The sequence below is a fragment of the Massilia sp. CFBP9026 genome (assembly GCF_034045165.1).
Taxonomy (GTDB): Bacteria; Pseudomonadota; Gammaproteobacteria; order Burkholderiales; family Burkholderiaceae_D; genus Telluria; species Telluria arenae.
Map to the genome: position 1 here is coordinate 65,868 of NZ_JAXCWH010000013.1, position 21,524 is coordinate 87,391.

The window sequence follows — 21,524 nt, forward strand, 5'->3', positions numbered from 1 at the left end:
GGAGACATGCAAATGAACACCTACCCCGACGGCCCGCGCCTGCTGGCCGACATCGGTGGCACCAACGCGCGCTTCGCGCTCGAGCTGGCGCCGGGAACCATCCAGGCCGTGCAGACGCTGGCTTGCGCCGACCATGCCCGCTTCGAAGACGCGGTGCGCTGCTACCTGGCGGGCGCCAATGCGAAGGTTAGCCACGCAGTGATCGCGATCGCCAATCCGGTGGACGGCGACGCCATCCGCATGACCAACCACCACTGGGCGTTCTCGATCGAGGCGGCGCGCCGTGCGCTGGGCCTGGAGACGCTGCTGGTGGTGAACGATTTCACGGCGCTGGCGATGTCGCTGCCGGCCCTGCGGCCGGGCGACCTGGCCCAGGTCGGCGGCGGCGCGCCCCTGGACGGCGCCGCCATCGGCCTGGTCGGCGCCGGCACCGGCCTCGGTGTCTCGGGACTGGTCGCGAGCGGCGAGCGCTGGATTCCCCTCAATAGCGAAGGCGGCCACGTCGCCTTTTCCCCACTCGACGAGCGCGAGGTGACCGTGCTGCGCCACGCCTGGCAGCGCTATGACCACGTCTCGGCCGAGCGCTTCGTCTCCGGCCCCGGCCTGGTGCTGATCCGCGAGGCGCTGGCCATGAGCCGCGGCATGGCGCCGGACAAGGACCTGTCGCCGTCCGACATCGTGACGCGCGGCCTGTCCGGCGGCGATGCGCTGTCGCTGGAAGCGATCGACTGCTTCTGCGGCATGCTGGGCACGGTGGCGGCCAACCTGGCGGTGACCCTCGGCGCACGCGGCGGCATCTATATCGGCGGCGGCGTCGTGCCGCGCCTGGGCGCCTATTTCGTCGCCTCGCCGTTCCGCCCGCGCTTCGAGCGCAAGGGCCGCTTCAGCGAATTCACCGCGCGCATCCCTACCTGGCTGATCACGGCGCCCTATCCGGCCCTGCAGGGGGCGTCGGCGATCCTGTCGGACCACCTGGCCTGGACCCGTGCGACAGCACCGCATATGAACACGGAGGCCGCCCATGCGTAAGATCGCCTCGCCGCTGCTGTGGGTGCCGACCGGCTACTTCACGATGGCGCTCGGCTACGTGATGCTCACCAGCGTCACCGCCATCATGTTCAAGAACCTGGGCATGGACAACGGCCGCGCCGCCCAGTATTCGAGCCTGCTGATCCTGGCCTACACCGTCAAGCCGCTGTTCGCGCCCTTCGTGGAGATGTACCGCACCAAGAAATTCTTCGTGCTGTGCGCACAGGTGGCGATCGGCGCCGGTTTCGCCGGGGTCGCGCTGCTGATGGAACTGCCCGGCTACATGACCTTTTTGATGGCGATCTTCTTCGCCCTGTCGTTCATCGGCGCCACGCAGGACATCGCCAGCGACGGCGTCTACGTCACCTCGCTCGACGCCCGCGCGCAGTCGCTGTACTGCGGCATCCAGAGCCTGTCCTGGAATATCGGCCCGATCGTGGCCGCCGGCGGCATGGTCTACCTCTCCGGCTACCTGCACACGCACGTCTTCGGCCACGATCCCACCGTGTTCGGGCCGGACTGGATCGACGCCTGGCGCATCATCTTCCTGCTGGTCGGCGGCCTGACCCTGTTGATGGCGCTGTGGCACTGGCGCACCATGCCGCAAGGCGCGCGCGCGGCCGACACGCCGTCCTCGGTCAAGGATGCCGGCCACATCCTGCTCGACGCCTTCGTCACCCTGTTCCAGAAGCGCGGCGTGTGGCGCATGATCGCCTTCGCCTTCCTGTTCCGCTTCAGCGTGGGCCTGCTGGAAAAGATCGGCCCCTTCTTCATGGTCGATCCCGCCTCCAAGGGCGGCCTGGGCCTGTCGAACGAGATGCTGGGCCTGATCTACGGCACCTATGGCCTGGCCGCGGTGCTGGTCGGCTCGCTGCTCGGCGGCCTGTATGTCGCCAGACGCGGCCTGAAGGCGACGCTGTTCGTGCTGTGCTGCGCGATCAACATCCCGAACGTGGCCTTCCTGGTGCTGGCGCTCACCATGCCATCGAGCCTGGTCCTGATCACGCTCGGCGTCGCGATCGAAAAATTTTTCTTCGGTTTCGGGGCCGTCGGCTTCATGATCTACCTGATGCAGCAGCTCGCCCCGGGCAAGTACACCACCACCCACTATGCCTTCGGCACCGGCCTGATGGGCCTGTGCGGGATGGTCACCGGCGTGATCAGCGGCCACCTGCAAGAGATGATGGGTTATGTCGGCTACTTCGTGCTGGTGATGGTCGCCACCATTCCCTCCTTCCTCGCCACCTGGTTCGCGCCGTTCTACCACGACGACGGCAGCCAGCCGAAGGCGGAGCCGGACGCCGGAGCCGAGGGCAAGACGGTGCCGGCATGAAGCGTCATGCCCGGTTTGCTACCTGCCTGCTGCTGTCTGCGGCCGCGGCCACGGCGCAACAAGCTCCACCTTTATCCGCCATGCACGCCACCATGTCACTCGATGCCCTGCTGCAGGAAGAACGACAGCTCCAGTTCGACCGCTTCGACCAGGACACCGCCGCCGCCCTCGGCGCGGCACTGGTCGCGCGGGCCAAAAGCGCCAGCCGGCCGGTGACGCTCGAGATCAGGCAAGGCGACACCGTCCTGTTCGCACATGCGATGCCGGGCGCCTCGCCCGACCACGCCGACTGGATCCGGCGCAAGAACAACCTGGTCAGGCGCACCGGCCACAGCTCCTTCTACACCCACAACGAGGTGCGCCAGGCCGGCGGCGACCATGACAAGTTGCCCGGCCTCGACATGCGCGACTATGCGGCCCACGGCGGCGCCTACCCGATCGTCGTGCGCGGCCGCGGCGCAGTCGGCACGGTCACGGTCTCGGGCTTGCCCGGCGCCGACGACCACGCGCTGGTGGTGGCCGCGCTGAAAGACCATCTGCATATCGGAGAACAGCCATGACCCGCATCGTCCGCTGGGGCATCCTCGGCACCGGGCGCATCGCCCGCGACTTCGCCGCCGGCCTGCGCGCCACGCCCGACGCCGTGCTGGCGGCGGTCGCCTCGCGCAGCAGCGAAGGCGCGCAGGCCTTCGCGCAGCAGTTCGACGTGCCCCTGGCCTTCGGCACCTATGAGGAGCTGGCCGATTCGCCCGAGGCCGATATCATCTACATCGCCACGCCGCACCCGATGCACGCCGCCAACGCCCTGCTCGCCCTGCGCGGCGGCAAGGCGGTGCTGTGCGAGAAGCCGTTCGCGATGAACCGGCGCGAGGCGGGCGAGGTCGTGGCGCTGGCGCGGGCAAAGAACCTGTTCCTGATGGAGGCGATGTGGACCCGCTTCATGCCGGCCCTGGCGGAGGTCAGGCGCATCATCGGCTCCGGCGAGATCGGCGCCGTGACCCAGTTGCACGCCAACTTCGGCTTCTCCGCCACGCCCGACCCAGCCCACCGGGTCAACGATCCGACCCTGGGCGGCGGCGCCCTGCTCGACCTGGGCATCTATCCGCTGTCGATCGCCTGCGCCCTGCTGGGCCGGGTCGAGACGGTGCAGGCGCAGGCCGTCATGGGCGAGACCGGTGTCGATCTCACCACGGCATTCACCATGCGCCACGCAGGCGGCACCCTGTCGATCTGCAGCTGCTCGCTGCGGGCGCGCGCGCCGAGCGAGCTGGTGGTGTCCGGCACGCGCGGCAGCGTGCGCATGCACCGCATGTTCCACATGACCGAGAGCGTCACGGTCGACCTGCTGGACGGCCCTTCGCGCACGATCTCCACGCCCTGGCTCGGCAACGGCTACACCCACGAGGCGATCGCCGCCGGCCAGTGCCTGCGCGACGGCCTGCTCGAGCATCTCGACATGACCCACGACGAGACGCTGGCGATCATGGACCTGCTCGACACGATCCGCAGGCAGATCGGCCTGCGCTATCCGAGCGACGCCTGAGAGCTGGCCAGCAGCGCTTCGAGCTGCTGGATATTGGCCGGCTTGACCAGGTAGTGGTCGAAGCCGGCGTCCAGCGTTGCCTGGCGGTCGGCGGCGCTGCCGTAGCCGGTCAGCGCGATCAGGAGCGGCGTGCGTTCTCCCAGCCCGGCGCGGATGCGGCGCGCCAGTTCGCGGCCGTCCATATCGGGCAGGCCGATGTCGAGGATGCAGGCATCCGGGGGCTCTTCCAGCACGCGCCGCAAGGCCGGCGCCGGGGCATGTTCGACGTCCACCCCGTAACCCTGGACCTCCAGCAGCAGCGCCAGCGAGGCCGCGGCATCGGCGTTGTCGTCCACGACCAGCACGCTCGATGCGCGCGCGCCGCGCGCATGCCCCGCCGCCGCCGTGGGCGCGGAAGCGGACACGGCAGAGGATGCCTCTTCCACGCGCGGCAGCGTCACGGTGAACGTGCTGCCCTGGCCCGGTCCGGCGCTGTCGGCGCGCACGCGCCCGCCGTGCAGCTCGACCAGGTTGCGCACCAGCGCCAGCCCCAGGCCCAGGCCGCCCTCGGTCCGGTCCGGCGTGCGCCGGGCCTGGGTGAACAGGCCGAAAATGTCCGGCAGCAGATCGGGAGCGATGCCGATGCCGTCGTCGCGCACCGCCAGCACCGCTTGCGCCCCCTCGATCCGCAACGACACGTGCACATTGCCTTCCTCTGGCGTGTATTTCGCCGCATTGTTGACCAGGTTGGCCAGCACCTGGATCAGGCGCTTGGCGTCGCCCTCGACCAGCACCCCGCCATCAGGCAGCCCGGTACGAAGGCGCTGGCGCCTGGCGTCGAGCAAGGGCTGCACCTGCTCCAGCGCGGCGCCGACCACCTGACGCAGGTCGACCCGCTCGCGTTTCAGTTCGATCATGCCGCGCGTGACGCGCGACACGTCGAGCAGGTCGTCGATCAGGTGCACCATGTGGTCGACCTGGCGCGTGATGATGTCGCTGGTGCGCCGCACCCGGTCGGGATCGCTCGCATACACGCTCCTGAGCAGGCTCGCCGCAGTGCTGATCGGCGCCAGCGGATTTCTCAGCTCGTGCGCCAGCATGGCCAGGAATTCGTTCTTGCGCTCGTCCGCCAGGCGCAGCGCCTGCAGGGCCTCATTGCGTTCGCGCTCGGCCATGCCGCGGATCAGGTCCTGGCGGTACAGCTGATAGGCGAAGCGCCACACCACGGCGATCAGGATCACCAGCAGGCCCCACACGAACAGCCAGATCATGGTGGTCAGGTCGATGGCGGGATTGGCCGTGCGCACCGCGGCAGTGGCGACCATGCCCAGCGCGATCGGTGCCAGCACCAGCGGCACGATCAGCCGGCGCAACGTGCGGCTGCTGGGCGTGGAACTGGCCAGCGCCACCATCATGCCCCGGTCCGGACGCAGCGCCAGCACGCCGGTGGCGGCCAGCATGAAGGCCAGCGCGGTGCGCAGCGAGGTGCCGCGTCCCGGCAGCAGCTGGTACAGGATGGTGTCTTCGGCGGCGAAGCCGGCGATGGTCAACAGCGCGAACAGCAGCACGCTGGCGGCCAGCGCCTGGGCGATGCCGACCGTGCGCCGCACGCCCACCAGGGCCAGGCTGGCGCCGAGCACGACGAGCAGGCCGGAGGTCAACGGCGCCGGCAGGCTCCATGCGCTGGACGCGCCGCCCAGGCCGAGCGACAGCGGCGCCGGCGCCCATCCCGAGAGACGCATCGCCGCGCTACCCACCCCGATCCCCACGGCCAGCAGGGCCGGCACGCGGCCGGCGCGTGCGATCGCACGCACCGGGTGCAATTGCAGCAGCACGCTGGCGGCGGCGCACAGGAAGCCGGCCGCGGTCACCGGGTACATCTGCGGGCTGCCGCCCGCCGCGCCGATCAGCGATGCCGAATGCAGGCCCCAGCCCGCGAGCGTGACGGTCGCAAGCAGCAGGCAGGCGAGTGCGGCGCCCGCAGCAACGAGAGGCAGGGTGGGAGAAGTCCTCATGGGCTGGTGAATGGTTGCATACCCGCCCATGCTACCAGCCGCGACTTTTCAGGCGGGCACGGATGCCCAGGAGCAAACCGTCAGGGCTGCGCCGCGCTCCCGTACCAGCCATATTCCCAGCGCCACGGCATGTCGTTCTCGCCCAATGCCAGGCGCGCGATCTCGGGGAAGATGCGCTCGGCGCGCACGTCGTTGGACAGCATCACCAGGCAGCGCCGGCGCGCCTCGAGGCAGATCGCCATATTCCCGGTGCTGTCGTTGTGCCCGCCCTTGAACCATCCGGTGCCACTGCGGTCCTGGAAGGTGACCACGCCCAGGCCGGCGGCCAGCCCCGCTACCTGCGCGCCGGGCCGCGACACCAGGGTCGGGAACTGGCCGGCGCTCACGATCGGCAGTTGCGGGCGGACCATCTCGGCGCGCAGCGCGGGCGTCAAGCCGTCGCCGCGCACGAGCGCCGCCCACATGTGGGCCTGGTCAGCGATCGTGGTGTCCATCGAACCGGCGGCGGTGACGGCGCTGCGCTGGTCGTGCGGCTCCATCTTGCCTTCGATGGTGTAGCCGTCGGCCAGGTTGGCGGCGAAGTCCGGCCGCCAGCGCATCGAGGTATTGGGCATGCCGAGGCGGTCGAACACGCGCACCTGCATCTCGCGGCCGGCATCGAGCCCCAGGCCCTGCTCGACGATCAACTGCAGGATGTACATGCCTTCGGCCGAATAGGCATAGCGCGCGCCGGGGTCGAAGTGAAAGCGCAGCTTCTCGTCCGGCTCGAGCCAGCGGAAGTTGGCGAAGCCGCCCGCATGCGTCAGCAGGATGCGCGGCGTCAGTTGGCGCCAGCGTTCGTCACCGGCCAGGTCGCTGAAATCCCGGCGCTCGCCAAGGCGATAGTCGGGCAAGGGTTTCGGCAGCAGCCGCGTGAGCGGTGCGTCGAGATCGAGCCGGCCCTCGCTGGCCAGCTGCAGCAACATATAGGCGAAGGCGGTCTTGGTCAGCGAGGCGCCGTACATGACGGTATCGGGCTGCAGCGGCAGGTCGCGCTCCAGATTGCGCTTGCCGTAGGTCGCGACCTTGACCACCTGGCCCTCGTCGATCACCGCCAGCGCCAGCCCCACCACTTTTTCGCGCGCCATCAGGGCCTCGACGTCGCGGTCCGAGAAGCCTGGGTCGGGCCCGCGCGGCGCGCTCGAACAGCTGACAACCAACAGCGACACGACTGCCACCAACAGCATTTTCATCGGCTTCTCCTCGGCTGAATTCCCGTATCGGCGACGGGGCAACCAAGTGTAGCGCCAGTATCGGCGCCGGACAATCGTCCGGATCAGAAGGCGTGGCGCAGCCCGAGCGTGGCGCCTTTCAAGGTGGCGCCGGGCGCCGCGCCCAGGCTGTTGATCGCGAAGTCGTAGCCGCCATTTTCCTCGTTGTCGAGGTGAGTAAAGTAGGCATGCAGCGCAGTGCGCTTCGACAGCGTGTACTCGTAGCCGAGCGTGAGGTGGGTAGCGCCGGTCTGCGCGCCGCCGCGGATGAAGCCGACCCGGTTGCCGCCGGCGCCCTTGCCGTCGCCGGCGCGCGCCAGCCCGAGGCGCAGGCCGTGGGCGCCGAGTTGGTGGGTGACCGAGACATACCAGGCATTGCGATCCAGGCCGCCCGCAGGCGTCTCGTATTCGAGGCGTTCGGCCAGCAACGCCACCCGGGTATCGCCGAAGCGCCGCGCCACGGCCAGCTTGGTGCCGCTGTCGCGCAATCCCGGCCCCTGGTATTCGTGGTGCCGCTCGTGGGCCAGCGTCGCATACCACGGCCCCTGCTCATAGACCGCCGCGACCGAGGTCAGGGATGGCTTGGCGCCACTGGCCGGGCGTTCCTCTGCCAGGCCGTGCGTCAGGCGCAGGCCGAGACCCTTCCAGGGCCGGCTCCAGTAATGGATGGAGTTGGCCTGGCGCCGGTCGAAGGACGACAGATTGTTCACGTTGTCGACCGCCGCCCCGGCGCCGTTGCCGATGATGCTCATATAGCCGGCGGTAGTCGGGTAGAAAGGGTCGAGGCTCGACGTCGCGCCGTTGTAGGCGGTGACCCAGTGACCGGCGAACAGCGTGCCGAAGCCGCCATCGAGGCCGACCCGGGTATCGCGGCGCGCGAGCTCACCCGCGCCGGTATCGAGCGAGAGCGTGCCCTCGACCTGGAAAATGGCGCTGACCCCGCCGCCCAGGTCTTCGCTGCCGCGAAAACCCAGCACCGAGCGGTTGTTCGATACCCGTTGCTGGCTCAGGCGCGGGCCGTCGGCAGTGGCGGACGCCTTCACGTACTCGGCCGAAGCGTTCAGGCGGCCATAGAGCTGGACCTGGGTCTGGGCCTGAACCTGGGTCTGGGCGGCGGCGGCGCATGCCGCGAACGCCAGCGCACTGCGGCGCATGTATTTACTCATCGAAGACTCTCCTTGCCAGAATTGTCGGCCACGGGACCCATCCCGGCCTATCCCCAATCGAGGGGAGATCGATCCCCCCAAACGTGTTGGTTTTACGCCGCTTTACATTTCGCACCCTGCGCCGCGCGGTCCGCCCGGCCGTTAATCATGGACGAACCCCGCAACAGGAAACGACCATGATCGACAGCATCGGCGGCGCCAGCGTCGCACAGGCGGCATATGCCCCAAGCCTGAAGAAGAACGACGAGGCGGCGATTGCCTCCGCCACTACGGTCACGCCACCGGACGCCGACGCGCCGCCACCGGCGCCGGCCCAAAGCGCCGAGTCGGTGGCCGCGGCGCGCCTGGGCGACGAATTGAATGCCCAGGCCGACGCCGCGCGCGTACAGCGCGCCGTGGACGCAGCGCCGGCATCGGCCACGGCGTCGAGCGAAACCAGTGAAGCGGTCGAGGAAACCGCGAGCGCCCAGGCCCCGGCCGCGGCGCCCCCTGCGCCGGCAGGCGGCGCTGCAGCGTCCTCGGAGACCACCGACACCGACTACATCGCCGAAGCCGACACCAATTCGGACAAGACGGTCAGCGACGAGGAGCGCGCCGCCTACGAGGCCAAACTGCGCGATCAGAACGAAAAGCAGGCCGAGGTGCGCGCCGCGTATGGACAGATTGATGCCGCCGCGCCGGCGCTCGACGTTACCGCCTGACGCAGAGATCCGGGTCGACGATGCGCGAGAATGCTGCACTGCACCCGGAGTTATACGAAGTAAATTCAAAATAACTGAAGAAACGCGTTGTAGTCAGGTAGTCAACTACGGTAGAGTGTCGCCTTCCGAGAAGACTTTCCATGAGGCGGCGCATGCCAGACCCTAGCCCGACTACGCCCCCCGGATTGTTGCTTGCGACGGACCTGAGCGCCCGCTGCGACCGGCCCCTGGAACGCGCCAAGCAGCTGGCCGACGAATTTTCAATACCGCTGGTGGTCCTGACGGTGCACGACGCACCCCAGGCCCCCGGCGACGTACTCCAATGGCTCGACGGCGACGCCGGCCGCGCCCACCAGGAACGCGCGGCGCGCGAGGAGTTCGCGCGCGAGTTCGCCGGCTCGTCCCTGCAGGTCGCCCAGCGTTTCGCCACCGGTGCGGCCCCCGCCGCCATCCTCGACAGCGCGGCCACCCTGCCCGGCGCCATCGTGGTCGCCGGCGCCTCGCAGCACGACAGCCTGGGCGATCTGCTGCTCGGGTCCACCGTCGAGAAACTGGCGCGCGGCCTGGCGCAGCCGCTGCTGGTGGTGCGCCAGCGCGTGCGCGGCCCCTACCGCCGCATCATGGTCGCGACCGACTTCACGCCGGCATCGACCCTGGCACTGGAAACGGCGGCCCGCCTGTTCCCGGGGCGCCGGATCACCGTGTTCCACGCCCATGACGCCGACATGCGGGTAGCCGACACTTTGGCGCCGGATGCGCCGCCGCACGCGGAGCTGATCCGCTTCCTGGACGGCTGCGCGCTGCCGCCCGGCGCCCGTGAACTGGTCGACCCGGTGATCGGCGAAGGCGAACCCGCCTCCCAGCTTGCGCGCCATGTAGTGGATAATAGTATCGATCTGGTCGTGCTCGGCCTGCATGAAGAATCGGCGCTGATGCGCCTCCTGACCGGTAGCCGCAGTGAATACCTGCTGCAGGCAGTCGTGTGCGACACGCTGCTTGTACGTCCCCCTGTGCGCCCTGGAGAAGATGATGAGAATGAGAAAACCTAAAATCGCCCTGCGCCTCTGCGCGCGCCGCTATATGTCGCACTGCCCCGAAGGATGATGTCGATGACCTCACTGCCACTGATCCTGCTCGTCCTTCTTCCCTTCGCCGGCGCCTTCGTCTCCGCCTGCCTGCCCAATGGGTCACGCAACCGTCCCGCCATCGCGGCCGGCGCGTTTACCCTGACGGCCCTCATCTTCGCCATTGCCCAGTTTCCCGCCCTCGATGCCGGTGAGGTGCTGCAATCACGCCACAGCTGGCTGCCGATGTTCGGCCTCGACATCATCATCCGCATGGACGGCCTGGCCTGGCTGTTCTCGATCATGGTGCTCGGCATTGGCCTCCTGGTGATCCTGTACGCGCGCTACTACATGTCCAAGCGCGACCCCGTGGCGCGCTTCTACGCCTACATGCTGGCCTTCATGGGCTCGATGATGGGCGTGGTCCTGTCGGGCAACCTGATCCAGCTGGTGGTGTTCTGGGAACTCACCAGCCTGACGTCCTTCCTGCTGATCGGCTACTGGCAAGACAGTATCGACGCCCGCCGCGGCGCGCGCATGGCCTTCACCGTCACCACCGCCGGCGGCCTGTGCCTGCTGGCCGGCGTGCTCACGCTCGGCCACATCGTCGGCAGCTACGAGCTCGAGGCGGTGCTGGCGGCCGGCGACCAGATCCGCGCCCATGCGCTGTACCTGCCGGCGCTGGTGCTGATCGCCCTCGGCGCGCTGACCAAGAGCGCGCAGTTCCCGTTCCACTTCTGGCTGCCGCACGCGATGTCGGCGCCGACCCCGGTGTCGGCCTACCTGCACTCGGCCACCATGGTCAAGGCCGGGGTGTTCCTGCTCGCGCGGCTGTACCCGGCCCTCGGCGGCACCCCGGAATGGACCTGGCTCATCCTCGGCGCCGGCGCCACCACCCTGGTGCTGGCCTCGTTCTTCGCGATATTCCAGAACGATATGAAGGGGCTGCTGGCCTACTCGACCATCAGCCACCTGGGCCTGATCACCTGCCTGCTGGGCATCGGCACCCCGCTGTCGGTGGTGGCGGCGGTGTTCCACATCATGAACCACGCGATCTTCAAGGCTTCGCTGTTCATGGCGGTCGGCATCGTCGACCACGAGACCGGCACCCGCGACATGCGCGTGCTGCGCGGATTGCGCAAGGCGATGCCGGTGACGGCCGCGCTGGCGATCGTGGCCTCGGCCTCGATGGCCGGCGTGCCGCTGCTGAACGGCTTCCTGTCGAAGGAGATGTTCTTCGCCGAGACCGCCCACGTGGGCGGCAGCGAAGACTGGACCCTGTCGTACGTGGCGGTGGCGATGGGCATTTTCAGCGTCGCCTACTCGCTGCGCTTCATCAGCGTGTTCTTCGGCCGCCTGTCCAAGGACCTGCCGCAAGAGCCGCACGAGCCGGCGCGCTGGATGCGCTTCCCGGTCGAGTGCCTGGTGGTGCTGTGCATCGCGGTCGGCGTGATGCCCGAGCGCGTGGTCGGCGACGTGCTGGCCGTCGCGTCGGGCTCGATCCTGGGCAGCGCCATGCCGGAATACGACCTGGCGATCTGGCACGGCTTCAACCTGGCGCTCGGGATGAGCGGCGCCGCGCTGCTGCTGGGCGCCCTGCTGTACTGGGTGCTGCTGCGCCGCCACGACCTGCGCGAGCGCACCCAGGTGCCGGTGCTGCACCGCCTGAAGGGCGCGCAAGCCTACGAGAACACCATGCTGGCGCTGTCGACCGGCGCCAGCGCGCTGATCCGCTGGACCGGCACCCGCCGCCTGCAACCGCAAATGCTGGTGCTGATGGCCATCATGGTGGCCACGCCGCTGCTGCTGGTCGATCCGCTGCCCACCATTCCGACCTTGAGCGTGCATGCACTCGACCCGCTGTTCGCGGTGCTGTGGATCATCGGCGCCGGCTGTGCACTGGGCGCGGCCTACAGCGCCAAATACCACCGCCTGGTGGCGCTGGCCCTGGTCGGCGGCACCGGCATCGTGACCGCGATTACCTTCGTCTGGCTGTCGGCGCCCGACCTCGCGCTGACCCAGCTGATGGTGGAAACCGTGACCACGGTGCTGATCCTGCTCGGCCTGCGCTGGCTCCCGCCGCGCTTCGCGCCGGCCGGCCTCAAGCAAAGGGCGCCGGTCAGCACCTGGTTCCGGCGCGGGCGCGACAGCTCCATCGCCGTCGCCGGTGGCCTGGGCATCGCCGCCGCCAGCTATGCGGTCCTGAGCCTGTCCCCGCCGCCCTCGATCGGCGAATTCTTCGTGCTGCGCGCGCTCACCGAAGGCGGCGGCTCGAATGTGGTCAACGTGCTGCTGGTCGACTTCCGCGGCTTCGACACCATGGGCGAAATTACCGTGCTGTCGGCTGTAGCCTTGACGGTTTATGCCCTGCTGCGCCGCTTCCGCCCCGCCACCGAAAGCATCGCGATTCCGGTGCAGCAGGCCAGCGACGTCGATCCGGCCGTCACCCAGACGCCGGCCGAGCAGGCCAGCACCGGCTACCTGATGGTGCCGGCCGTCTACCTGCGCCTGCTGCTGCCGGTAATGGGCGTGATGGCGGCCTACTTCTTCATGCGCGGCCATAACCTGCCGGGCGGCGGCTTCGTCGCCGGCCTGATCTTCGCCACCGCGCTGATCGTGCAGTACATGGTGGCCGGCACCGACTGGGTCGAATCGCACCTGCGCCTGCGGCCGCACCGCTGGATCGCCTGGGGCCTGATCTGCGCCGCTTTCACCGGCATCGGCGCCTGGTTCCTCGGCTACCCGTTCCTGACCAGCCATACCGCCCACGTCACGCTGCCGATCCTGGACGAGATCCACATCCCGAGCGCCTTCATGTTCGACCTGGGCGTGTTCCTGGTGGTGGTCGGTTCCACCATGCTGACCCTGGTCGCGCTGGCCCACCAGTCGCTGCGCAGCCACCGCGCGGCGGCCGACGCCACGCGCGCCACCATCCCGCCCGCCAAGGAGATCTTCTGATGGAGCTCGTCATTTCGCTCGCCATCGGCATCGTGTTCGGCTCCGGCATCTGGCTGATCCTGCGTCCGCGCAGCTTCCAGGTGCTGGCCGGCCTGATGCTGATGTCCTACGCCGTCAACCTGTTCATCTTCGTGATGGGCCGCCTGTGGGTCGACGCCCCGCCGCTCACGCCCGCCGGCACGACGCCCAACCCGGCCCTGCTGGCCGACCCGCTGCCGCAAGCGCTGGTGCTCACGGCCATCGTCATCGGCTTTGCCACCACCGCGCTGTACCTGGTGGTGATGATCGGTTCGCGCGGCCTGACCGGCACCGACCACGTGGATGGCAAGGAGCCTGAATTATGAGTTTGCACTGGACCCAGCACCTGATCCTGGTGCCGGTATTGCTGCCGCTGCTGGTGGGCGCCGCCCTGGCCCCGCTGACGCAGGGCTGGCACCGCCTGAAGTACTGGCTCAGCTACGCCTCGCTGCTCGGCCTTCTTGCGACGTCGCTAGCGCTGATCTTCATGACCGACGGCGGCCACTGGCAGGACGGCATGGGCATCTACCTGGCCGCCAACTGGAGCGCGCCGTTCGGCATCGCCCTGCTGGCCGACCGCCTCTCCGCCCTGATGCTGCTGCTCACCGCGGTGCTCGGCCTGGCCTCGCTGCACTTCACCCGCACCCGCTGGGGCCGGATCGGCGTGCATTACCACACGCTGTTCCAGTTCCTGCTCATGGGGATCAACGGCGCCTTCCTGACCCACGACCTGTTCAACCTGTTCGTGTTCTTCGAGGTGATGCTGGCCGCGTCCTATGGCCTTGTGCTGCACGGGTATAACGCCGAGCGCATCCGCGCCAGCATGCAGTACATCGCGATCAACCTGGCTGCCGCCTTGCTGTTCCTGCTCGGCACCGCGCTGATCTACGCCACCACCGGCACCCTGAACATGGCCGACCTGGCCGCGCGCGTGCCGCTGCTGTCGGGCGAGGAACTGGCGCTGTTCAAGGTCGGCGCGAGCGTGCTGGCGCTGGCCTTCCTGACCAAGGGCGCCATGTGGCCGCTGGGCTTCTGGCTGCCCACCACCTATGCTGCGGCCTCGCCGCCGGTGGCGGTGATGCTGGTCCTGATGACCAAGGTCGGCGCCTATGTCGTGCTGCGCCTGTGGCTGTTGATCTTCTCGGACAACGCAGGCGCCGCCGCCGGCTTCGGCGGCGACGCGCTGCTGTATGCAGGCATGGCGACCATCGTGTTCGGCGCCGCCGGCATGCTGTCGACCGACACCGCCGGCCGCATGGCGGGCTATGGCGCGATCGTCTCGTCCGGCACCCTGCTGGCGGTGATCGGCTACGGCCAGCCGGCCCTGGTCACGGCCGGCATCTATTACCTGATCGGCTCGACCATCGCGGTGGCCGCCTTCCTGCTGCTGATCGAGCTGATCGACCGCATCCGCACCCCGCGCTCGGCGATGCTGGCGCTGACCATGGAAGCGTTCGCGGTCGAGGATGCGCCGGACGAGCCGACCGGCCGCGGCGTACCGGCCGCGATGGCCTTCCTGTCGCTGGCCTTCGCCGCCTGCGCGCTGATGATCGCCGGCCTGCCGCCGCTGTCGGGCTTCGTGGCCAAGTTCGGCATGTTCCATGCGCTGCTCAATCCGCAGGTCGACGCGGTGTCGGGCGTGGCCGCGATCTCCACGTCCGGCTGGGTCCTGATGGCCCTGATCATCCTCTCCGGCCTGATCGCCGTGATCTCGATGATGCGCTTCGGCGTGCGTACCTTCTGGGCCAGCGGCGCCACCGAGCCGCCCAAGGTGCACCGCTCCGAAGTGGCGCCGATCCTGTTCCTGCTGGCGCTGTCGGTCCTGATGACCGTGCAGGCCAATCCGCTGTTCGGCTACCTGACCCGCGCCAGCGACGACATCCACCGTCCGGGCAACTACATCGGCCGCGTGCTGTCCGAGCCGACCGTTCCCGGACCGGGCTCCGCGCCTGGCCTCGCGCCCGCGACCCTCTCGCCCAAGGAGGCGCCATGACGCGCTGGCTACCCTACCCGTTCGTGTCGCTGGCGCTGTGCGGCCTGTGGCTGCTGCTGAACCAGACCCTGTACCCGGGCCACATCCTGCTCGGCGCGCTGCTGGGCATCGCCGGTCCGATCCTGACCCGCCACCTCAACCCGCTGGGCTACCCGCGCCTGCACAAGCCCATCGTCGCGCTGCGCCTGCTGGGCTTTGCCTCGGTCGAGGTGGTGCGCTCCTGTCTCAACGTGAGCAAGGTGATCCTGTTCGCCGACTATGCCAACCTGAACTCGCAGTTCATCCGCGTGCCGCTCGACATGCGCGACCCGTACGGCCTGGCGGCGCTGTCCTGCCTGATCAATATGACGCCGGGCACGGTGTGGACCGAGCTGCAGCCCGGGAGCGATCCCGACAAACATGAGCTGGTGCTGCACGTGTTCGACCTGCACGATGCCGCGTGGTGGGTCGACACCATCAAGACCCGCTACGAACAGCCCCTCATTCAAATCTTCGACACGGAGGCCCGCCATGGCGACCCTGCTTGAACTCTCGATCGGCTACGCCCTCGTGTGCGTGCTGGCGGCAATGGCGCTGTGCGCCGCCCGCCTGCTGATCGGCCCCTCGGCCCACGACCGCGTGCTGGCCCTCGACACCCTCTGGATGTGCGGCATGCTGCTGGCCCTGGTGCTGGGCATCCGCTTCGGCACCCAGATCTATTTTGAAGTGGCGATGCTGATCGCGCTGGTCGGCTTCGTCTCGACCATCGCGATGGCGAAGTTCCTGATGCGTGGGGAGATCATCGAATGACCGGCATCGAACACCTGCCCGACTGGGCCGCCCTGCTGGTCTCGCTGCTGCTGATCCTGGGCTCCAGCATCATCCTGATCGGCGCGCTCGGCCTGATACGCCTGCGCAGCTTCTACCAGCGCATCCACGGCCCGGCGATCACGGTCACGCTGGGCGCCGGCAGCCTGCTGATCGCCTCGATGCTCTACTTCACGGTGGCGCAATCGCGCGTGGTCGTGCACGAGATCATCATCACCGTGTTCGTGCTCCTGACCGCGCCGGTGGTGGCGATGATGATCATGCGCGCCGCCGTCTACCGCGACCTGCGCGCGAAGAAGGGCGACGCGGGGGCCACCGCGGGCGAGGTCTATACCATCTCGCGCGAATAGGGCCCGGCATCGGTCTCGAACCCGAACTCGGCCTGGACATACTCCAGGCCGTTTTTTTTCATCGCCCTCATGCCCCCCAACGTCGAGTAAATACAACATCGCGAAAAATAGATTGCGCGCCGCAACAATGTTAGCGCTATCAAGTTTTCATGACGCTTGCTGAGTGAAAAACCATCGGCACCCCCGTTTGCGCCCTTCGCAAAGCGGCAAAACCAGCCGCAGATCACATTGCATTGCAACATCGATAACGTGTTTACAAAAAAAATTAGCTGAACAACACTTCGGAAACCGCGATGTTAGCGCTAACGGTCTTCGAGGAGAAACGATGTCAGCATCAAGCGTCAACACCCCGTCCGCAGCTTCCGGCGCCCTGCGCTGGGTCGTCATGGGCGTCAGCGGATCGGGCAAGAGCACGATCGGCGCCGCCCTGGCCAGCCACTTCGCCGTCCCCTTCCTCGAAGGCGACGCCTACCACCCGGCCGACAACGTCAGCAAGATGACGGCCGGGATCCCGCTCGACGACGAGGACCGCGCCGGCTGGCTGGACGCGCTGGCGGGCGAGATCGGCCAGGCCCGCAGCCGGGGCGAAGGCCTGGTGCTGTCCTGCTCGGCCCTCAAGCGGCGCTACCGCGACCTGCTGCGCATGGCCGATCCGGCGCTGCGCTTCGTGCACCTGGCCGGACCGCGAGAGCTGATCGCCGCGCGCATGCACGGCCGCCCCGGCCACTACATGCCGCCCTCGCTGCTCGATTCGCAGCTGAGTATTCTCGAACCGCTCCAGGCCGACGAAGCCGGCCTCACGCTGGACATCACCCTGGCGCCGTCGGCGCTGGTGGACAGCATCACCCGAAGCGCCTGAACCACGACGCCCGAACCACGACCCTGGCACCGGGGTTCGGCGAGATTCATCGCAAGCAGCCAGTGCAAGCTGTCGCGCAGCCGACCATAGAGACGGCGCGCTCCCATACAACAAGCATCGAGGAGACATCATGCGTACACCAGTTCAACGGACTCTCATCAGCCTGGCCGTGGCCAGCGCCTGCTGGAATGTGGGCATCGCCCACGCCCAGCAAGTGCAGCCCGAGCCGGCGCCCGCCGCCGACAGCGCGGAACAGACCGTGCCGGCCGACGCCGCACAGGCGGCCGCCGCTCCGGCACCGGCCGACGGCAGCGCCACCACCGTCGTGCGCATCTCGGGTTCGCGCATCGCCGCGCGCGGCTTCACCATGCCGACGCCGACCACCAGCCTCACCAGCGCCGACCTCGAGAAATCGGCCAAGCCGAACCTGTTCAACACCCTGGCCGAACTGCCGGCCCTGCAGGGCAGCACCGGCCGCACCACCAGCACCAACAGCACCAGCAGCGGCATCCAGGGCCTGTCTTCCCTGAGCCTGCGCGGCCTGGGCACGATCCGGACCCTGACCCTGCTCGACGGCCAGCGCGTGGTCGGCGCCAACGTCACCGGCGTGACCGACGTCAGCCAGTTCCCGCAATTGCTGGTCAAGCGCGTCGACGTGGTGACCGGCGGCGCCTCGGCATCGTATGGTTCGGACGCGGTGGGCGGCGTGGTCAACTTCGTCACCGATAAAAAATTCACCGGCTTCAAGGCCCACGTCCAGGGCGGCCAGACCAAGTACGACGACGACCGGGGCGGCAGCGTGCAGGCGGCCTGGGGCAAGGCCTTCCTGAACGACCGCTTCCACGTGACGGCCAGCGCCGAGTTCACGAAGGAGAACGGGATCGAATCGCCCGGCTTCGGCGGCAAGGGCCCGAACGGCCGCACCTGGTACCAGAACCCGGCCTACTCGGTGCGTCCGCTGAACCAGACCGGCGACGGGCTACCGCAATACCGGGTGATCGAACAGGCGCAGCAATACCAGTACGCCAAGTATGGCCTGATCACCAGCGGCCCGCTGCAGGGCACGGCCTTCGGCGCGGGCGGCGTGCCTTACCAGTTCCAGTACGGCTCCAACGGCCGGCCGACCGGCACCGGCGCCGTCACCAACTGCGTCAATCCGTTCTGCATCGGCGGCGACTTGAGCGGCAGCGTGGGCTCGGGCACCAACCTGGCGATGAACTTCAAGCGCCAGGTGGCCTACACCCGCATGTCGTATGACCTCACCCCGGACCACCAGCTCTACTTCACCGCCAACTTCGGCAAGGTGGACTCGCGCTTCTCGCCCAACCCGGGCGCGGCCAAGAACGCCAACCTGAACATCCAGTGCTCGAACCCCTTCCTGCCGGCGTCGATCGTCGATGCCTGCGCGCGCAACAACATCACCAGCTTCCAGTACGGCACCGCGAACGCGGTCTTCCCCGAGAACATCGACGTCCAGCCGACCCGCACCCAGCGCCGCTTCGTGCTCGGCGCCGAAGGCAAGTTCGCCCTGTTCGGCAAGGACTGGTCGTACGACGCCTACGTGACCCACGGCGAGAACAAGACCAATCTCGACGCCTTCAACATGACGCTCAACGCGCGCTACAACAATGCGATCGATGCGGTGCGCGCACCGGACGGGCGCATCGTCTGCCGCAACCCGGTGGCCGCGGCGTCGGGCTGCGTGCCGCTCAATATCATCGGCGACAACCCGATCGATCCGGCCGCCTGGGCCTATATCGCACCGGCCAACGGCCCGCGCCAGCGCACTACGCAAAGCCAGGACGTTGGCAGCTTCAACATCAACGGCGAGCTGTTCGAAGGCTGGGCCGGCCCGATCTCGCTGGCGACCGGCGCCGAATACCGGCGCGAGAAATACCGCGTGCGCGGCGACGCCTATGGCAACGGCGTGATGCCGTCTTCGCCGAACAATGCGATGTACCCGGCCGACCCTCTGCTCAATACCACCGTCGGCAACAACTGGTACGCCGGTAACTTCCACGCCGGCGAAGGCAGCTACAACGTGCGCGAAGCCTATGTGGAACTGAACATCCCGGTGTTCAAGTCCGAGACCTGGGGCGAGGCCAACCTGAATCTGGCCGACCGCGAGACCAAGTACAGCACCGCCGGCAGCGTGGGCAGCTGGAAGCTCGGCGCCACCTGGCAGACGCCGATCGACGGCCTGCGCCTGCGCGGCGTGACCTCGAAGGACGTGCGCGCGCCGAACCTCTCCGAGCTGTTCGCGGCGCCGGTGGTGGTCAACAACGTGGTCCAGTACCAGGGCAATACCATCAGCGTCCAGGAACGCACCGTCGGCAATACCGGCCTGCGTCCCGAGATCGCGCGCAACAACACCTTCGGCATCGTCCTTAGCCAGCCGAAGTGGGCGCCGGGCTTTTCCATCTCGGCCGACTACTTCGACATCGAAGTCAAAGGCGTGATCTCGGCGCTGACGATCCAGCAGGAAGTCGACCTGTGCGTGGCCGGCAACCAGGAGATCTGCCAGGCGATGGTGCTCAACAGCCCGGGCAACAACTACGTCACGGTGCAGAACTTCAACCTGGCCTCGCTGAAGGTCAAGGGCTTCGACCTCGAGACCGCCTACCGGACTGGCCTCGAGCGCTTTGCCCTGCCGGGCCGCTTCACCTTCCGCGCGCTGGCCACCCGCAACCTGCACTACATCACCGAGTCGGGCGTGGTCGGCACCATCGCGGTGGATTCGGCCGGCTCGAACATGGGCAATACGCCGAAGTGGAAGGTGCTGGCGCAGCAGACCTGGGAGAACGACAAGCTGAGCCTCACGCTGACCGAGCGCTGGATCAGCGACGGCACCTATCGCAACGACTTCATCGAGTGCCAGACCAACTGCCCGATGTCGACCCTGATCCACCCGACCATCTACGACAACAAGATGAAGGGTGCGGCCTATCTCGACATCGGCGCGAGCTACAACCTGTCGAAGCAGCTGCAGGCCTACGTCAAGATCGACAACGTCACCGACCGCGCGCCGGAAGCGGCGCCGCAGACCAATGCCAGCTATGGCATCAATCCGGCGCTGTACGACGTGGTTGGACGCACCTACCGGGCCGGCCTGCGCTACGGCTTCTGACAGGGGCCGGCCGTGTGGAACATCGCTTCCGTACTGCTGGCGGTCGGCCTGCTGACGCTGTTGATCGCCTGGGGCAAGGTGCAGCCCCTGCTGGCCTTCGTGGCGGCGTCGATCGTGGCGGCCCTGCTGCTCGGGGTGCCGCCGTCGAAGATCCCGGGCGCGATCGAGAAAGGCATCGGCGACCTGCTCGGCTCCCTGGTGGTGATCATCTGCCTGGGCGCCGTGTTCGGCAAGCTGATCGCCGACAGCGGGGCCGCGCGCCGCATCGCCACCTGCCTGGTCGACGCGCTGGGACCGTCCCGCATCCCGGTGGCGCTGACCGTCACCGGCTTCGTGGTCGGCATTCCGCTGTACTACAACGTCGGCTTCGTGCTGCTGGTGCCGCTGATCTTCTCGCTGGTGGTCAGCTCGGGACGTCCGGCGGTGGCGCTGGCCATTCCGCTGCTGGCCGGGCTGTCGATCGCGCACGGCTTTTTGCCGCCGCATCCTTCGCCGGTGGCGCTGGTCTCGGCGATCCACGCCGACATGGGCACCACGCTGCTGTACGGGATCGTGGTGGCGATACCGACGCTGATCATCGCCGGCCCGGTGTTCGCGATGTCGCTGCGCCGCATCCAGGCGCAGCCGGCGGCCATGTTCCAGGACGGCCATGCGCTGCAGGAGGGCGAGCTGCCGGGCGTCGTCAACAGCTTCGCCACCGCCCTGCTGCCGGTGCTGCTGCTGGGGGCGACGACGGTACTCATGATGGCGCGGCCCGACCTGAACGGCAGCCTGTCCTTCCTCGCCAACCCGCTGGTGGTGATGCTGGTGTCCTACGTGGTCGCGATCTGGACCCTGGGCCTGGCGCAAGGGCGGCGCTTTTCCGCCGTGATGCAGGGACCGGCGGAGGCGATGCGCGAGATCGCACCGATCCTGTTGATTATCGCCGGTGCCGGCGCACTGAAGCAGGTGCTGGTGGAATCAGGTGTCAGCGCCGATCTCGGTGCGCTGTTGTCCAGCCTTCCGGTGCCGCCGCTGGTGCTGGGCTGGTCGGTCGCAACGGTGATCCGCATCTGCCTGGGATCGGCCACGGTGGCCGGTGTGACGGCCGGCGGGATCGTGGCGCCGCTGGTGCACAGTTCGGGCGTCGACCCGAACCTGATGGTGCTGGCCATCGGCGCGGGAAGCCTGATGTGCAGCCACGTCAACGACTCCGGCTTCTGGATGTTCAAGGAATATTTTGGCTTGTCCCTGAAGGATACCTTCCGCTCCTGGACCCTGATGGAGACCCTGGTGGGCGTGTTCGGCCTGCTGTTCGTGATGCTTCTGTCGCTGTTTCTCAATAGCTGAGGA

18 protein-coding genes are annotated in these 21,524 nt (G+C 68.1%); 15 read left to right on the forward strand and 3 right to left on the reverse strand.

Annotation, left to right across the window (positions count from 1 at the left end; all coding sequences use genetic code 11):
- The first annotated feature begins 6 nt into the window (after window positions 1-6).
- From SOM28_RS24315 to SOM28_RS24330, 4 genes are read left to right on the forward strand one after another with little or no spacing between them, the layout of a single operon-like run.
- Window positions 7-1,029, forward strand: coding sequence for a glucokinase (locus SOM28_RS24315; RefSeq protein ID WP_320469712.1), 1,023 nt, complete (start codon window positions 7-9; stop codon window positions 1,027-1,029).
- Entirely contained in the window at window positions 1,022-2,362 is a 1,341-nt protein-coding gene (locus tag SOM28_RS24320; RefSeq protein WP_320469713.1) for an MFS transporter, read from the forward strand. Before SOM28_RS24315 ends, SOM28_RS24320 begins: the two co-directional genes overlap by 8 nt.
- Window positions 2,359-2,922 carry a heme-degrading domain-containing protein gene (locus SOM28_RS24325; protein ID WP_320469714.1) on the forward strand — a complete coding sequence of 188 codons (564 nt, stop codon included), beginning with the start codon at window positions 2,359-2,361 and terminating at the stop codon, window positions 2,920-2,922. The genes SOM28_RS24320 and SOM28_RS24325 overlap by 4 nt, the downstream gene beginning before the upstream one ends.
- Window positions 2,919-3,905: a Gfo/Idh/MocA family protein gene (locus SOM28_RS24330; protein ID WP_320469715.1), complete on the forward strand. Its 987-nt coding sequence runs from the start codon at window positions 2,919-2,921 to the stop codon at window positions 3,903-3,905. The genes SOM28_RS24325 and SOM28_RS24330 overlap by 4 nt, the downstream gene beginning before the upstream one ends.
- Here the strand turns inward: SOM28_RS24330 and SOM28_RS24335 are convergent.
- The 3 genes from SOM28_RS24335 to SOM28_RS24345 form a co-directional block, all read right to left on the reverse strand.
- Window positions 3,887-5,899 (reverse strand): hybrid sensor histidine kinase/response regulator, encoded by a 2,013-nt coding sequence (locus SOM28_RS24335; RefSeq protein ID WP_320469716.1) that lies wholly within the window; start codon window positions 5,897-5,899, stop codon window positions 3,887-3,889. The two genes, SOM28_RS24330 and SOM28_RS24335, sit on opposite strands and share 19 nt — an antisense overlap.
- A gap of 80 nt (window positions 5,900-5,979) precedes the next feature.
- Window positions 5,980-7,131 carry a serine hydrolase domain-containing protein gene (locus tag SOM28_RS24340; RefSeq protein WP_123068477.1) on the reverse strand — a complete coding sequence of 384 codons (1,152 nt, stop codon included), beginning with the start codon at window positions 7,129-7,131 and terminating at the stop codon, window positions 5,980-5,982.
- Between the two features lie 83 nt (window positions 7,132-7,214).
- Window positions 7,215-8,315 (reverse strand): porin, encoded by a 1,101-nt coding sequence (locus SOM28_RS24345; RefSeq protein WP_320469717.1) that lies wholly within the window; start codon window positions 8,313-8,315, stop codon window positions 7,215-7,217.
- A 176-nt stretch (window positions 8,316-8,491) separates the two neighbouring features.
- On the opposite strand from SOM28_RS24345, the gene SOM28_RS24350 reads away from it, so the two are divergent.
- From SOM28_RS24350 to SOM28_RS24400, 11 genes are all read left to right on the forward strand, one after another.
- Window positions 8,492-9,016, forward strand: coding sequence for a hypothetical protein (locus SOM28_RS24350; protein ID WP_123068475.1), 525 nt, complete (start codon window positions 8,492-8,494; stop codon window positions 9,014-9,016).
- A gap of 152 nt (window positions 9,017-9,168) precedes the next feature.
- The gene (locus SOM28_RS24355) at window positions 9,169-10,065 is read left to right on the forward strand and encodes a universal stress protein (protein WP_320469718.1); all 897 of its coding nucleotides are present in this window, start codon (window positions 9,169-9,171) and stop codon (window positions 10,063-10,065) included.
- Window positions 10,066-10,125: 60 nt separating this feature from the next.
- Complete coding sequence (locus SOM28_RS24360; RefSeq protein ID WP_320469719.1) at window positions 10,126-13,038, forward strand: monovalent cation/H+ antiporter subunit A; 2,913 nt, start codon at window positions 10,126-10,128, stop codon at window positions 13,036-13,038.
- Window positions 13,038-13,382 carry a Na+/H+ antiporter subunit C gene (locus SOM28_RS24365; protein WP_123068473.1) on the forward strand — a complete coding sequence of 115 codons (345 nt, stop codon included), beginning with the start codon at window positions 13,038-13,040 and terminating at the stop codon, window positions 13,380-13,382. The genes SOM28_RS24360 and SOM28_RS24365 overlap by 1 nt, the downstream gene beginning before the upstream one ends.
- Window positions 13,379-15,049, forward strand: a complete 1,671-nt coding sequence (locus SOM28_RS24370) for a monovalent cation/H+ antiporter subunit D (RefSeq protein ID WP_123068472.1) — start codon at window positions 13,379-13,381, stop codon at window positions 15,047-15,049. The genes SOM28_RS24365 and SOM28_RS24370 overlap by 4 nt, the downstream gene beginning before the upstream one ends.
- The gene (locus tag SOM28_RS24375) at window positions 15,046-15,576 is read left to right on the forward strand and encodes a Na+/H+ antiporter subunit E (RefSeq protein ID WP_123068471.1); all 531 of its coding nucleotides are present in this window, start codon (window positions 15,046-15,048) and stop codon (window positions 15,574-15,576) included. The genes SOM28_RS24370 and SOM28_RS24375 overlap by 4 nt, the downstream gene beginning before the upstream one ends.
- Window positions 15,560-15,838 (forward strand): K+/H+ antiporter subunit F, encoded by a 279-nt coding sequence (locus SOM28_RS24380; protein WP_123068470.1) that lies wholly within the window; start codon window positions 15,560-15,562, stop codon window positions 15,836-15,838. Before SOM28_RS24375 ends, SOM28_RS24380 begins: the two co-directional genes overlap by 17 nt.
- A complete protein-coding gene (gene mnhG, locus SOM28_RS24385; protein WP_123068469.1) occupies window positions 15,835-16,206 on the forward strand; it encodes a monovalent cation/H(+) antiporter subunit G in 372 nt (123 codons plus the stop codon). Before SOM28_RS24380 ends, mnhG begins: the two co-directional genes overlap by 4 nt.
- Before the next feature lie 325 nt (window positions 16,207-16,531).
- Window positions 16,532-17,065 (forward strand): gluconokinase, encoded by a 534-nt coding sequence (locus SOM28_RS24390; protein WP_320469720.1) that lies wholly within the window; start codon window positions 16,532-16,534, stop codon window positions 17,063-17,065.
- A gap of 130 nt (window positions 17,066-17,195) precedes the next feature.
- Window positions 17,196-20,192: a TonB-dependent receptor plug domain-containing protein gene (locus SOM28_RS24395; protein WP_320469721.1), complete on the forward strand. Its 2,997-nt coding sequence runs from the start codon at window positions 17,196-17,198 to the stop codon at window positions 20,190-20,192.
- Window positions 20,193-20,204: 12 nt separating this feature from the next.
- The gene (locus SOM28_RS24400) at window positions 20,205-21,521 is read left to right on the forward strand and encodes a gluconate:H+ symporter (protein ID WP_320469722.1); all 1,317 of its coding nucleotides are present in this window, start codon (window positions 20,205-20,207) and stop codon (window positions 21,519-21,521) included.
- Window positions 21,522-21,524: the final 3 nt, after the last annotated feature.

Coding starts and splice junctions, on each gene's coding strand:
- SOM28_RS24395 (WP_320469721.1), top strand. CDS start 17,196: ATGCGTACACCAGTTCAACGGACTCTCATCAGCCTGGCCGTGGCCAGC.
- SOM28_RS24360 (WP_320469719.1), top strand. CDS start 10,126: ATGACCTCACTGCCACTGATCCTGCTCGTCCTTCTTCCCTTCGCCGGC.
- SOM28_RS24370 (WP_123068472.1), top strand. CDS start 13,379: ATGAGTTTGCACTGGACCCAGCACCTGATCCTGGTGCCGGTATTGCTG.
- SOM28_RS24340 (WP_123068477.1), bottom strand. CDS start 7,131: ATGAAAATGCTGTTGGTGGCAGTCGTGTCGCTGTTGGTTGTCAGCTGT.
- SOM28_RS24320 (WP_320469713.1), top strand. CDS start 1,022: ATGCGTAAGATCGCCTCGCCGCTGCTGTGGGTGCCGACCGGCTACTTC.
- SOM28_RS24355 (WP_320469718.1), top strand. CDS start 9,169: ATGCCAGACCCTAGCCCGACTACGCCCCCCGGATTGTTGCTTGCGACG.
- SOM28_RS24315 (WP_320469712.1), top strand. CDS start 7: ATGCAAATGAACACCTACCCCGACGGCCCGCGCCTGCTGGCCGACATC.
- SOM28_RS24335 (WP_320469716.1), bottom strand. CDS start 5,899: ATGAGGACTTCTCCCACCCTGCCTCTCGTTGCTGCGGGCGCCGCACTC.
- SOM28_RS24330 (WP_320469715.1), top strand. CDS start 2,919: ATGACCCGCATCGTCCGCTGGGGCATCCTCGGCACCGGGCGCATCGCC.
- SOM28_RS24390 (WP_320469720.1), top strand. CDS start 16,532: ATGTCAGCATCAAGCGTCAACACCCCGTCCGCAGCTTCCGGCGCCCTG.
- mnhG (WP_123068469.1), top strand. CDS start 15,835: ATGACCGGCATCGAACACCTGCCCGACTGGGCCGCCCTGCTGGTCTCG.
- SOM28_RS24375 (WP_123068471.1), top strand. CDS start 15,046: ATGACGCGCTGGCTACCCTACCCGTTCGTGTCGCTGGCGCTGTGCGGC.
- SOM28_RS24345 (WP_320469717.1), bottom strand. CDS start 8,315: ATGAGTAAATACATGCGCCGCAGTGCGCTGGCGTTCGCGGCATGCGCC.
- SOM28_RS24350 (WP_123068475.1), top strand. CDS start 8,492: ATGATCGACAGCATCGGCGGCGCCAGCGTCGCACAGGCGGCATATGCC.
- SOM28_RS24365 (WP_123068473.1), top strand. CDS start 13,038: ATGGAGCTCGTCATTTCGCTCGCCATCGGCATCGTGTTCGGCTCCGGC.
- SOM28_RS24380 (WP_123068470.1), top strand. CDS start 15,560: ATGGCGACCCTGCTTGAACTCTCGATCGGCTACGCCCTCGTGTGCGTG.
- SOM28_RS24325 (WP_320469714.1), top strand. CDS start 2,359: ATGAAGCGTCATGCCCGGTTTGCTACCTGCCTGCTGCTGTCTGCGGCC.